At 62.0% G+C, this 12,081-nt stretch carries 15 protein-coding genes; 8 read left to right on the plus strand and 7 right to left on the minus strand.

Going from position 1 to position 12,081, the window contains the following annotated elements:
• Positions 1-17: 17 nt before the first annotated feature.
• The 4 genes from OK352_RS07085 (at position 18) to OK352_RS07100 (ending at position 2,824) form a co-directional block, all read left to right on the plus strand.
• Positions 18-788: an MBL fold metallo-hydrolase gene (locus tag OK352_RS07085; protein ID WP_265140739.1), complete on the plus strand. Its 771-nt coding sequence runs from the start codon at positions 18-20 to the stop codon at positions 786-788.
• Positions 789-800: 12 nt separating this feature from the next.
• Positions 801-1,298 carry an NUDIX domain-containing protein gene (locus tag OK352_RS07090; RefSeq protein WP_265140740.1) on the plus strand — a complete coding sequence of 166 codons (498 nt, stop codon included), beginning with the start codon at positions 801-803 and terminating at the stop codon, positions 1,296-1,298.
• A 351-nt stretch (positions 1,299-1,649) separates the two neighbouring features.
• Positions 1,650-2,555, plus strand: coding sequence for an RluA family pseudouridine synthase (locus OK352_RS07095; protein ID WP_265140847.1), 906 nt, complete (start codon positions 1,650-1,652; stop codon positions 2,553-2,555).
• Positions 2,556-2,653: 98 nt separating this feature from the next.
• The gene (locus tag OK352_RS07100) at positions 2,654-2,824 is read left to right on the plus strand and encodes a hypothetical protein (protein ID WP_265140741.1); all 171 of its coding nucleotides are present in this window, start codon (positions 2,654-2,656) and stop codon (positions 2,822-2,824) included.
• Positions 2,825-2,895: 71 nt separating this feature from the next.
• On the opposite strand, the gene OK352_RS07105 is transcribed toward OK352_RS07100, so the two are convergent.
• Entirely contained in the window at positions 2,896-3,483 is a 588-nt protein-coding gene (locus tag OK352_RS07105) for a TetR/AcrR family transcriptional regulator (protein ID WP_265140742.1), read from the minus strand.
• Positions 3,480-4,178, minus strand: coding sequence for a DsbA family oxidoreductase (locus OK352_RS07110; RefSeq protein ID WP_265140743.1), 699 nt, complete (start codon positions 4,176-4,178; stop codon positions 3,480-3,482). Before OK352_RS07110 ends, OK352_RS07105 begins: the two co-directional genes overlap by 4 nt.
• A 344-nt stretch (positions 4,179-4,522) precedes the next feature.
• Here OK352_RS07110 and OK352_RS07115 point away from each other — a divergent pair, with 344 nt between their 5' ends.
• Positions 4,523-4,945 carry a GNAT family N-acetyltransferase gene (locus OK352_RS07115; RefSeq protein ID WP_265140744.1) on the plus strand — a complete coding sequence of 141 codons (423 nt, stop codon included), beginning with the start codon at positions 4,523-4,525 and terminating at the stop codon, positions 4,943-4,945.
• A 19-nt stretch (positions 4,946-4,964) separates the two neighbouring features.
• Here OK352_RS07115 and arfB read toward each other — a convergent pair whose 3' ends face one another.
• Together arfB and OK352_RS07125 are read right to left on the minus strand one after the other, a co-directional pair.
• The gene (arfB, locus tag OK352_RS07120; RefSeq protein WP_265140745.1) at positions 4,965-5,405 is read right to left on the minus strand and encodes an alternative ribosome rescue aminoacyl-tRNA hydrolase ArfB; all 441 of its coding nucleotides are present in this window, start codon (positions 5,403-5,405) and stop codon (positions 4,965-4,967) included.
• A 169-nt stretch (positions 5,406-5,574) separates the two neighbouring features.
• Positions 5,575-6,453 (minus strand): sigma-70 family RNA polymerase sigma factor, encoded by an 879-nt coding sequence (locus OK352_RS07125; RefSeq protein WP_265140746.1) that lies wholly within the window; start codon positions 6,451-6,453, stop codon positions 5,575-5,577.
• 81 nt (positions 6,454-6,534) lie between these two features.
• On the opposite strand from OK352_RS07125, the gene OK352_RS07130 reads away from it, so the two are divergent.
• From OK352_RS07130 to OK352_RS07140, 3 genes are all read left to right on the plus strand, one after another.
• Positions 6,535-6,921, plus strand: a complete 387-nt coding sequence (locus OK352_RS07130) for a DoxX family protein (RefSeq protein ID WP_265140747.1) — start codon at positions 6,535-6,537, stop codon at positions 6,919-6,921.
• A gap of 171 nt (positions 6,922-7,092) precedes the next feature.
• Entirely contained in the window at positions 7,093-7,701 is a 609-nt protein-coding gene (locus OK352_RS07135) for a YdcF family protein (RefSeq protein WP_265140748.1), read from the plus strand.
• Between the two features lie 159 nt (positions 7,702-7,860).
• Entirely contained in the window at positions 7,861-8,250 is a 390-nt protein-coding gene (locus tag OK352_RS07140) for a nuclear transport factor 2-like protein (RefSeq protein WP_265140749.1), read from the plus strand.
• Positions 8,251-8,377: 127 nt separating this feature from the next.
• Here OK352_RS07140 and OK352_RS07145 read toward each other — a convergent pair whose 3' ends face one another.
• The 3 genes from OK352_RS07145 to nhaA all read right to left on the minus strand — a co-directional run bounded on the left by OK352_RS07145 (position 8,378) and on the right by nhaA (position 11,908).
• Positions 8,378-8,953 (minus strand): 1-acyl-sn-glycerol-3-phosphate acyltransferase, encoded by a 576-nt coding sequence (locus OK352_RS07145; RefSeq protein ID WP_265140750.1) that lies wholly within the window; start codon positions 8,951-8,953, stop codon positions 8,378-8,380.
• A 239-nt stretch (positions 8,954-9,192) separates the two neighbouring features.
• Complete coding sequence (locus tag OK352_RS07150; RefSeq protein ID WP_265140751.1) at positions 9,193-9,852, minus strand: hypothetical protein; 660 nt, start codon at positions 9,850-9,852, stop codon at positions 9,193-9,195.
• Between the two features lie 130 nt (positions 9,853-9,982).
• Positions 9,983-11,908, minus strand: a complete 1,926-nt coding sequence (gene nhaA, locus OK352_RS07155) for a Na+/H+ antiporter NhaA (protein WP_265140752.1) — start codon at positions 11,906-11,908, stop codon at positions 9,983-9,985.
• Positions 11,909-12,081: the final 173 nt, after the last annotated feature.

A 12,081-nucleotide genomic window follows, 5' to 3' on the forward strand; every position in this document is an offset into this window, starting at 1 on the left:
AGATAATGGAGAATGTGATGCCCATCACCGTTGAGATCACGAGGATCGCCCACAGTTGTCTGCTCATCACCCTCGGTGACAATGTCTTCCTGACCGATCCGTGGTTCACCGATCGACCGCCGATCTACCAAGCAGGTGAACCGCGAGCCCTGGAGGCCGCGGATTTGCCGAATCTGGATGCTGTGCTCGTGAGCCATGCGCACGGGGATCACTGTGACCTCACGTCGCTCGCGGGAGCAGGTCGACGTGATGCGATGGTAATCGGAGATCCAACCGTGTCGAGCGCGGCAGCGGCAGCGGGGATGGCGTCATTCCACAGCCCCCGGTGGTGGGAGTCCATAGCGGTTGGAGAGACGCGAATCACGGCTGTTCCCGGTCGTCACGGCGTGCCAGAGACGACGTTTGTCCTCAGTCGCGCAGGCACGCACGTCTTCTTCGCGGGCGACAGCATGTACATTCCTGAGCTCGATCGAATCCCGGGGCGAATCGGTCGGATTTCAATTGCGTTGCTGCCCACAAACGGTCTTCGGATCCGGCCGCTTCTCGATCGCAAGGTGGTGATGGATGCTGACGATGCTGCGCGCCTGACCGCGGTGCTGGACCCTGACGTGGTCGTGCCACACCACTACGCTTTTACCAGTGGCCCTCTCGGTGATCGTCTGCTCACGCGCAAAGACCGCGACCCAGAGAACTTCCGGCGCGCGGCGGCGAAGCTCGCGCCGCGTACCGACGTGCGCATACTTCCAACAGGGGCGACTACTCGCGTGATTCCTGCGGAACTCGGATGAGAGGCAGATAGCATGACGGATGCGTACAGCGGCGATCGCGAACGTCGAGCGGGCGTTGCCTTGCGCTCGCTAGGCGTCGTTCCCCTTCCTGACCTCGAGCGAGTTACCGCTGTTGCGGTCGTACCCGTCGACACAGGCTCTGGGGGCATCGTGGGAGTGCAGCTGGAGGACCGTGGGCTCGACATTCCTGGAGGTCACCGGCAGCACGAAGATGCTGACCTTGAAGCGACGGCCCGTCGCGAGTGTTGGGAAGAAGCCAAAATCGAGATCGACGACCTTCGGCTCATTGACGTCATTGAGTCCGATTACTACGGATCAGCTCCTCAACAACTCACGTATATGGTGATCTATGGCGCGGTGATCTCACGGTTGGAGGTATTCTCGCCATCCTCCGAATCACTGGGGCGTGAATTGGCCGATCCGCTGGACTTCCTTGAGCGATACGTGGCTGGTGATCGGGAGATGATGGGGCGCTGGATCGCGACCGCAATCGAGGAATTGTTCGAGTAAACCAGTGACAAGATCCCGGTCACGATGCGCACGTATTGTTCGAGCGGAACCCAGGCGGGGCGCGACAGATTGTCGGCTAGACTGCGCGGACGTCATCGTGCGATTGCGTCGTCGGACCTGCTCCTCATTTTTCTGGTGAGGAGCGTGGCCACCTGGTGGAGTGATTGATTGTCTGAGTCAGGCGAAAACCCCGGCACGGGGAGACAGAGCGGGTCCAAAGCGCCGAGGCCTCGCTCGGGGACCAAAGTTCGGAAGGAGCGCCATTTGCGCGGCTCTCCAGCTCGGCCCACCCCAGCTGCTCGGGAAAGCAATCTGCCGACCGCCGAACCGACTCGACGACCAGCCGGAACAATCACCGTCGACAGTGAACACGCCGGCCGTCGACTGGACAAGTTTCTGCGCTCTCGTCTCAAAGGCGTGCCCGCTGGACTGCTGTTCCGACTTCTGCGACAAGGGCGATTGCGTGTCAACGGACGCAAGGCGCAACAGAGCTATCGCCTGTGCGAGGGCGACATCATTGACGTCCCTGAACTGCAGATTGATTCCGCCGACGTTCCAGCCCCTAAACTCCCGTCGAGGCTGCTCGAGCAAGTGCAGAGTGTCTCACTATACGAAGACCAGAACCTCCTGATCGTCGACAAACCTGCCGGTGTGGCCGTCCATAAAGGAACAGACGTCCCCGCCGGTGTGATTGAAGCATTCCGCCAGCTGAGACCTGATCTGCCGGACCTGGAGCTCAGCCACCGTCTCGACCGCGATACCTCCGGTGTGCTCGCCCTCGTCAAGACTCCGTCCATGCTGAGGTACCTCCACGAATTGCTGCGTGACCGTGAAGACGAGATCGAGCGGCACTACCTGGCCATCGTCGCCGGCAAATGGCCCGCGGCCTCTCGGGTGCTCGAGGCCCCACTGCTGCGCAGGGAAGACCGGGTAGCCGTTGATGCTGGTGGCCAACGGGCCGAGACCCACGTCTCTGTGAAGCAGCGCCTGGGAGAGCGCGCCACCGTCCTCGGAATCCGACTGCTGACCGGACGAAAGCATCAGATCCGCGTCCATCTGCAACATGCGGGACATCCGATTGCCGGCGATGACCGATACGGGGACCAGGCCTTCAACCGCCGCGTTGAGAGTCTTGGCGGCACAGGGCTGTATCTTCACGCCGTCAAGCTGGTCATTCCAACGCCTGACGGCAAGAAGCTTACGGTTACGGCGCCCATGCCCCAGCGATGGAAGCACCTGCTGAACGCGGACCTGTAACCGGCAGCATCCCCATCACCGATGACATGAGTCGAAAAGGGGGAAACCTGTGGGCGTAGTCTGAGCTGTGAGTCCGCCACAACGAGGGAGGCATTGACATGTCTGTCCAGAATGAGCGCTCACCCCGGGAGCCGGTGCCAGCTCCCGATGGGCCTACGGTCCCCGAACTTGAAGAGGACGAGACGATCGCGCCGCGTCCAGAAGAAGAGATCGCCGATGCGCTTCGGGCGGAGCCCGACACCTCCGATCACACCCACGGGCACGGCTGAGACCGAATCCTGAGGCAGGCGCTCGGCTTTCCCGCGACCAGAAGTTTTCGTGCGCGAGCGGTGCGCTGTGCCTATACGGACGCGACGGAGGGGGTTCGCAGACCGCTCAAGGTGTATTCGAAGCGACGTTGGTAGCCGTCTCTGGGCTGCTGATCACAGGCGCGAGCGATGATTCCACGTTCCCAGATGAGCAAGTAGAGATCATCGGGGGTGAGATCGTCCCGGATGCGGCCGGTCGCCTGTGCTTCGCCCAAAAGGCGTCCCGCGAACTCGCTGGCATGCTCGCACAGCGTGGTGAGTGGCTCAGAACCGGGGAGTGCTCGTAGCAGGACATCGTTGGATGCCGGCTCGTCGTATTGCAGGAGCCAGATTTTCCGGAGGTAGCTTTCGAACCTCTCAACCGGGTCAGTGATGGCCTCCACCGATGTCATGATTCCCGAGATGTACTCGGCCACGAGATCTGTGACCACCGCGTCAATCAATCCCTGTCTACCGCCGAATCGGTGGTAGATCGTGCCCTTGCTGACTCCAGCAGCGCGAGCGACTTCGTCCAGTGGTGTGTTGAGGCCGCCCAGACGGAACACATCGAGGGCAGCCTGCCGGATGCCCTCGACGTTGCGTTGCGCATCTGCTCGCAGACGCGAGCGCGTTTCGGTCATCGGGCTGCTCCGGCAGGAACCCCGACGGTCTCGTTCCAGCTCTGTTCCAGTGCTTGGAGGAAGGCCTCGGGGGACTGCGCGCCCGAGACCGCATACTTCCCAGCGAACACGAAGAATGGCACCCCATTGATTCCGAAATCGCGAGCTTGCTTCAGATCCGCTTCAACGGCGTCGGCGAACTCTCCGCTCGCGAGCGCGGCCAGAGCAGCGTCGCGATCAAGCCCGACTTCGGCAGCCAGGTTGCCCAATGTGCCCCGGTCCGCGATGTTGAGGCCCTCCGAGAAGTATGCCTTGAACAGGCGCTGAATCATCTCATGCTGTTTGCCGTGTGCGGCAGCGAAGTGGCTGAGCTGATGTGAGATGCGCGTGTCGACGGTGAGCGCGCGGTCGAAGTGGTACTCCAACCCCACCTCACGCCCACGGGCTGCGAACTGTTCGTTCATCGCAGAGGCCTGATCGACTGTGATGCCGCGCTTGGCGGCGAGCGTTTCATTGAGATTGATCGGCTTCTCGTCGGTCAGCTCTGGCATCAGCAGGAAGCTGTGGTAGCGCAGCTCGACGTGGGCCCGGTGGGGGAACTTCTCTAATGCCTGCGCGAACAGCGCGTCTCCCAGATAGCAGAACGGGCACATCATGTCGCTCCACACGTCGACGACGAGGCGGTCCTCGGTTCGTTCTGCAGTTTCATCGCTCATCAGGAGCACTCTCCGTTTACATCGCATACGCCGTACGCGTCATCCAGTGGGATGAACTCAAACGACGAGGGGGTTGGGTTTGTCTTGTGCTGCGGCGCCTCAGGGGGTGGCTCAGCAGCATCCTTGTTATGGATCACTTCTTTACTTGACTCCATAGTCAAGAAATATACGCTAACTTGAACCATGCGTCAAGATCGCATAGTGGGATCGCCAGCAGAACCCCGGGGCGAGGTGATTTGAGGGCAGGTGACCACACTGAGCATCTCGCAGTAAGGCCATTTACAGCCGGAAGCCGTTGCCAGCTATTGTGTGTTGAAGGCTCTGTCCGAAGGAGACACTCGACGATGACTACTCATCCGGTGACCATACGCCCGGCGGTGGTGGATGACAGCGATTTTCTCCGTCAACATGACTCGCACGTGCATCGCGATGTCCTCATCAAGCTCATCGATGAGGGGCAGATTCTTGTCGCAGTCGACGCAGAATCCGTTTGCGGCTGGCTGCGCTGGAATCTGTTCTGGGACGAAATCCCGTTTATGAACATGCTCTTCGTCGTCGAGCGCTTGAGGGGAGAGGGGCTCGGGACAGCTTTGGTCGCAAAATGGGAAAACTCGCTCAGGTCGCAGGGGTTCACTACTGCGATGACGTCGACCCAGAGCGATGAGCGAGCGCAGACCTTCTATCGCGCGCGTGGGTATCGCGATTGCGGAGTTCTGCTTCAACCGGGTGAGCCCTCGGAGATCTTCATGCGTAAGGACCTCGGATAGGCCCAGCGTCTGGGGAACGTCACTCGGAGAGCGGTGGTCTCCGGTTGCGTTTGGTCTCAGAACGCTGCCGCTTCGCGTCAAGGCGGCGTCGGCGAGAGCCGCGGGTTGGTCGTGTTGCGCGTCTCGGGATCTCAGGAGCAACCGCATCGCGGAGGAGTGCTACGAGGCGTTGCCGTGCCGCCGTGCGATTACGTCGTTGAGAACGATGCTCGGCGGCGCTGATCGTCAGCATGGTGCCGGAGAGCCTCCCGGCGAGGCGCTCGAGAACGCGAGCCCGTTGAACGTCAGAGAGCGCTGTCGTCGAACCGAGATCGAGGCTGAGCTGCACCCGTGAGTCAGCGGTGTTGACGCCCTGTCCGCCCGGGCCGGACGCGTGAGAGAACTGTTCAGTCAGCTCTCCCGCAGGAATCGTGAGTCCGCGGGGCGCACCGGGGCCGGCGGGCACGTGCAGATCGTCCATGCTCCGAGTCTGCCGCATATTGGCGAAGTTGCCGCGAACTCCGTATCTGTGCGGCCAGCTATCGCGTGGACCGAGGAGACTCGACCTGTCCGAATTTTTGTATCGACGGGGATGCTGGCGGCGCCCAGCTCGGAGTCGACGGGACTACTCGCGCAGATTTGTGCTCATCTCATGGGCGTGTGGGCGCGACGCGAGGGGGAAGCGACAAGCGAGCGAGCCAGCTCGGATCAAGGATCGAGACGATGTCGACGAGCCTGCCATCGGCAACGGTGCACGACATCAAGGCGATGGGCTTGCCGCTGGGGCCCCACGCGAGGACACCGGGTTCGCCGTTCACGCTGACGCGACGAACCTCGACCCTGCCGGGGTCGCCACGGCGCACTGCCGCGAGTACTTCATTCGCGCCGATCTTCACGGAGTGGCCGTGCGCCGTGTGACGATGCCACGTCACATCGGGATCGAGCACGCTGAGGAGAGCATCGAAATCGCCCTCGCGTGCTGCCGCGAGAAAGGCCTCAACCACCTCGCGTCTCTGCTGCCGTTCGCCCGTTGGCCGTGGTACCTCCTGCACCTTGCGCCTCGCGCGGCTGGCGAGCATCTTCGCGGCATCCGTCGATCGACCGACGATCGTCCCGACCTCGGCGAATGGCACGGCAAACATGTCGTGAAGGATGAAGGCCAAACGTTCCTCTGGCCGTAGCGATTCAAGAACGACGACCAGGGCGAGGCCAAGTGAATCTGCGGTGACTGCAGCATTCTCGGGGTCCTCAACATCCTCGGCGACGATGGGGTCGCTCTCCCATGTGCCGAGTGCGGACTCGGCGCGGGCAGTGCGGCTGCGCAGCATGTCGATGCATATCCGGCCCACGACTCGTGTGAGCCACCCGCCGAGGTTGTCTATGCCGTCGTTCTCCTGTCTGTCCAACCGGAGCCACGCCTCCTGGACAGCATCTTCAGCGTCAGCTCGTGAGCCGAGTGCCCGCGTAGCCACCGAGAGCAAGCGGGGTCGGTGCATCTCAAATGCTGCGGAAAGACTCTTTTCCTCCATTGCCGTTACCTTTCTACGAAACGATCCGTCACCACTATGACGAGCCCAAACGTGGTTTCGTAACGAAGAGAGGACGTCATTGTGGATATCGCACTGTGGATCATCGCCGGCGCGCTTGCGCTTGCCTTCGGCGCTGGCGGAGTCAGTCAGATTCTGCTCTCCAAGGAACGCTATCGTGCGTTGGCGAGCAGTCAACGTTGGGTTGACGACTTCGGTGAGGGGCATATCAAGGTGATCGGAACGATCAAACTGGTCGGTGTGGTCGGGCTGATTCTGCCCCCAGTCGTCGGGGTTGCTCCGATCCTGTCGCCGCTTGCTGCATGCGGCCTCATGCTCGTCATGGCAGGAGCAGCGACGACACGGTTTCGTCGAAGCGAGTGGGCGCTCATGGCCGGCGACACCGCCTATCTTGCGGCCTTTGCTTTCGTCGCTTGGGGCAGGTTCGCCCTCGTTCCGTTCGTAGCGTGAGGGCAGGCCGCCCCACTGTCCCCGGGCATTTCGCGAACGATAGGCTCGAGGACACGTGGAGCCAACAAGGCCACGAACACAGGTCGCACGTGCCGAGGCATCCCGTGCGGTGACGGTTCCGAGACGACCCGTGAGCCACGCGCTCGGGGCGACGTCACGACAGGAGGGGCAATGGCAGAACGACGGTGCGTCTCACGGTTGACGCGGGCGTCTCTTCTGGCCAGCGGCATCTGCACTCTGATTCTCAGCGCAGCCGAGGTAGTTAATCGTGCTCTGGCGTCTCGGGCTCTGGGTCTCGATCGTGGTGGGCGCACCGTCGTCATTGTTCTCGGGTTCGCAAACCGAAGTGACGTGATCAATCCCGTCAATCAGTGGCGCGTCCGGTCGGGGATTGCGACTGCTGAACGTTATCGGGCAGATGTGGTCGTGTTCTCGGGTGGTGACCCGGCCGGATTCTGCGAGTCCGAGGTGATGGCGGCATACGCTCAGGAGCTCGGCTATCGCGGCCGCGTCGAGATCGAAGGCGAATCACGCACGACTGAAGAGAATCTTCGAAACTCCATGCCGTTCCTGGACGACGCGGACCGGATCGCTATCGTCTCCAATCCGTTCCATGCGTACCGGGCGCGAAAACTGCTCAGGGTGCTCCGTCCTGACCGAGCCTCGATTCTTGTCAGATCCTTCGACGTTCGGTCAGGTCGATGGAGCATCCTGATTCCACTGGGCACGTTGGTTGAGTCCGCTGTGCTGCTGAAAAAGCGACTGGGCGGCCCGCGGTGAGCCTGTCGACTCGCTCGCACTCCAGGTAGGTTGTAGACCACGGTCCTGTCCGAGTTTCCGATCGGGACCGTGCGCATCAGCATCCTACGCGATTCAGCCTGATGGGCATCAGACCACGCTATCCACATCACCGTTCGCCGTCAGAGTTGGAGGTTCCTGGTGAGTGAGAATCCTGCGACGATCGTCTATCCGACCGATTGCGGCAATTCACCGCGTTTGATCATCGTCAGTGAGTTTTCTGCGGCTTGGGCCATGACAAACTCGGATGCTGTTGCAGAGCGACTTGCCGAGGGAGCGTACTGGACGCTGGTCGGCGACGACAAAGGAGGTAGAGGCAACGAGACGGCGATCCCGTGGCTGAACACTGAGCCTGAGTACGTCGAAATTCTTTCGACGGTGACGCACGGAAAGTTCGCCGCGTGCGACGGATACGTCACGCACGGTGCGTCTCGTGTCGACTTCTGTCACGTGCTTCGATTCACCGGTGCCGCGAAGACAGCGAAGATTGCTGAAATCCGGACGTATCTGGTCGAGTCGCGAACCTCGTAGCGCGCAGGCAGGGCAGTCGCGTTCGACGCGAGGTGCCGAATGCGGTCGGCTCGCCCACCAGCATCCGCTGTTCTCAGTGCACGGGAGAAGAACTGTGCTTTTCTCGTTCGGCGGAGTGACGGGACTTTTACGCAGGAGGATCCTCTTCGCGCAATCGAGGTTCGACTCGTCGCGCCGGGCGCAGGCCGGACTTATCGGCGTAGAAGGCGCGGATGCGATCCATGTCCTGAGCGACATCGCCGGTCAGCTCGAACGTGGGACCCAGCCCGGTCGTCATCGTTGTGCGATCGACGAACCCAAGCGTCACGGGCATCCCCGTCTCACGTGCGATTCGGTAGAAGCCTGACTTCCACGTGTCGTGTGCACCCCGCGTACCGTCCGGCGTGACGACAAGGCCAAAGACGTCGCCCGAGCGAACCTGCCTCACAACGTCGGACACGACACGTGCTGGATCAGCGCGGTCCACAGGGATGCCGCCGAGGCGGCGCATGATCGGACCGCGCCAGCCGCTGAAGAGGCTCTTCTTTCCCAACCAGCGCACGTCGATTCCGAGACGCCATGCGATCGCGAGCATCAGAACAAAATCCCAGTTCGACGTATGCGGAGCCCCGACAAGAACCGTGGGCCGCTCAGGCGCAGGTTCGCTCGACAACGTCCACCGGCTCAGACGCCAGAAGGCGCGCGAGAAGAGACGTCGAAGCATGGCTCAACGTTAAAGGACCGAGTATGCGTCTGGCCGCATGCTCGTCTCCTGCGGGTCTGACTCAACCTCGGTAAGGAAGTCTTCGCCGCGAGAGCCACGCATGATGGCAGCCACGCGTCCGTGATGCGTGACCACGACGTTTCCGTTCGCTCGAACCCGAAGTTCGAACGCGTGCGCGTCTCCGATATGCCTAAGCGATTGTTCCGCATTGCACTGCGCAAGAGCGTGCCTGACTCCGCTCACCTCTGAGGGGCTGTGGGAACGGGCCGGCTGTACATCGAGTGCGCACGGTTGAGAAGATCCGTCACTTCACCCTGCGACAGACCCTCGACTCCCGGGACATAGATGTACCGATGAGCCTTGTTCCAGATCGGCCCCGAAGCCGGGCACAATCGGCCCCGCAGATTCGGAGGCAGCCTCTGATTCACATTGGCAAATCCCGACGGAGACAGCGGCATCACGGCACGTAACACGTACCCGCTGTCGTGTTCCGCGGGAACCAGCGTGCTCTGTGCGGGGTTGAAATCGCGCCAGGGGATTGGGCCGACCCCGCGAAGAGTCAGCCCTTGCGGCTCCAATCGCACCACACTGTGCTCAATCTGCTTGTATCTGCCCTGGCGCCGGTACAAGGTGAACAGCAGCGCCAGCACTCCGGCGAGCATCGCGTAACAGGCGATGATGCCGAAAATCGTGGCTGGAGTGACTGAGACATCGGAAACCAGTGCGGCGATGATGCCGATCGGCCCGACGACGACAAGGACGATCAACACCAGGACGATGAGCGCGAGGAACAGCCATCGCATCGCGCCGGACCAGAGCGCAGGCTTTCCCGGCATCCTGACGCTGCCGGTGGATTGCAACATCGATACGGCCTGGGCATATGTCAACACGGGTTCCATCACCGTCACACTATGACAGTGCGCGTTCGGCGGACAGGGGGAGTGCTGCCCACCCGAAGCTCATGCTTCGGAAGGGGCCACGTGGTGTTCCGCCGAGCCGCTTGCCGTGACGATTGAGCGCTCCGCCCCCTCAGAGGTGCTCGGCAGAGGTGCTCGGCACCGTCGCCTCGAGTGAGCGGATCAGCGATGCGGCGTCGAACGGGCCGACGTGCCGAACGCCGTTGACAAAGAACGTCGGTACAGCCGAGATCTCCATGGCTTCTGCATCGAGAGCGTCATCACGAACCCGTGCGGCCACCTCGGCTGAGCTCAAATCGGCCTCGAACTGATCCAGGTCGAGGCCCAGCTCGTCTGCGCGCCGGAGTATATCGGCGGGCTGCTGGTGCTCCTGATCCGCGAAGAGGCTGCGCATGAACTCGCCGAATTGCCCTTGTCGGTGGGCGGCTTCTGACGCTTCCGCTGCGGCAATCGCGTTCGGGTGATAGCTCGCGAGGGGAGCATGGCGCCACACATAGCGCACATCATCGCCGAGCTCGCGTCGAACTTCGCCCACCGCTCCGGTTGCCTTGAGGCAGAACTCGCACTGGAAATCACCGTACTCGACGAGTGTGTATCGGGCGTTCTCCGGGCCATAGACGTGATCGCGGGTCGGATCGATGGGGCGGGCAAGCCGGTGCCCCGTCTCCGACGTCGGGGACCGCTGTTCGGAGAGCCGGAAGAACAGAGCGGAGAGAGCAAAAGCGATGAGGGATGCTGTCAGCACACCGACGCGTGCGATGTTCTGCAGTTGTGGGTCGGCGATGGCCAGGTCGACGATGAAGAGCGAGATTGTGAAGCCGATGCCCGAGAGCAGGCTGCCCCCGGCGATGCGCCGTCGGGTGAGGCCCGGACCGAGACTTCCGATGTGCAGGCGCGTCATAAGCCAGATCGACCCGAAGATTCCGATGAACTTCCCTGCCACGAGACCGACGACGATACCCCACATGACCGGTGAGCGCACCGCATCGGCGAGAATCTCTCCATTGATCCTCACTCCAGCATTCGCGAGTGCGAAGAGCGGAACGATTGCGTACGCAACGATCGGTGCGTATGCCGCTTGCAGACGCTCATTGATGGAAATTGACTCGCGCAGACTATTCGCCGCGGCGCGTGCGTACTGAGAGTTGGGCGATTGTCTGAACGTCTGCGTCAGGCTGAGCGCATGTTCCACGTCGCGCCGGCTGGGCCGGTAGACGGGAACAAGCAGGGCAATGGCGACCCCGGCGAGTGTGGGATGGACGCCGGAGGCGAGAAAGGCGAGCCAGACGATGACTGCAAGGATGCCGTATGACGCCCCTCTGCCGACGCGCAGGTACCGCGTGAAGAAGATACCGACAAGGCCCACCGCGGCGATTGCCAGAGGGAAGAGCTGGAGGTCCGCTGTATAGACGAGGGCGATGATTGCAAGAGCACCGATGTCATCGACGATGGCCATCGTGAGCAGGAAGACTCGAAGTCGGCCCGGGGCTCTGGGGCCCACAAGTGCGAGCGCTCCCACGAGGAACGCCGTGTCTGTTGAGATAACGACGCCCCAGGCGTCCCCGGCACCTGTCCCGGAAGCGACAGCGATGTAGAGGAGTGCTGGTACGGCGAGTCCGGCAAGCGCCGCCAGCACCGGAACCATGGCTCGAGACCACGTCGTCAGCTCGCCGATCGCGAATTCTCGGCGAACTTCGAGCCCGACCGTGAAGAAGAAGATCGCCATGATCGCATCGTTGACAAATGCGTGGAGTGTGAAGCTCAGCTGAAGATCCTCGACGCCGATGACCAGATGCGTGCCCCACACCTGCTCGTACGAGGCGAACGAGATGTTCGCCCAGACAATCGCGATGACTGTCGCGATCAGCAGGAGAAGCGCGCCGAGTCGGCTTTGCCCCATGGCTTGAATGCGTTCGGCGAGCGGAGCGCGTTTGGGCGGCTGGTTACCGCTCGTCCTGGGGTCGGGAGACCGCGTGATGACGGTCAAGCCGAAGTCAGGATGCTGGGTGACGGGGGAGGACGGTGGGGAAGCATTCATCGGCGGGAGCCTTCCGCTCGTTCGATTAGCGCGAGGAGTGAGTTCCGTGAGTGGTGCACCGGCTGCCGGCGGCGCAGCCGATGCCCATGAGCGCACAGAAGTGTAAAAAGATAGCGCTCGCTGTGGGCGAGTTATTCCCGATTCATCGCAGTGAGTCGTCTTCGATCGTCGAC

It is taken from the genome of Microbacterium sp. MPKO10 (genome assembly GCF_026107415.2).
Taxonomy (GTDB): domain Bacteria; phylum Actinomycetota; class Actinomycetes; order Actinomycetales; family Microbacteriaceae; genus Paramicrobacterium.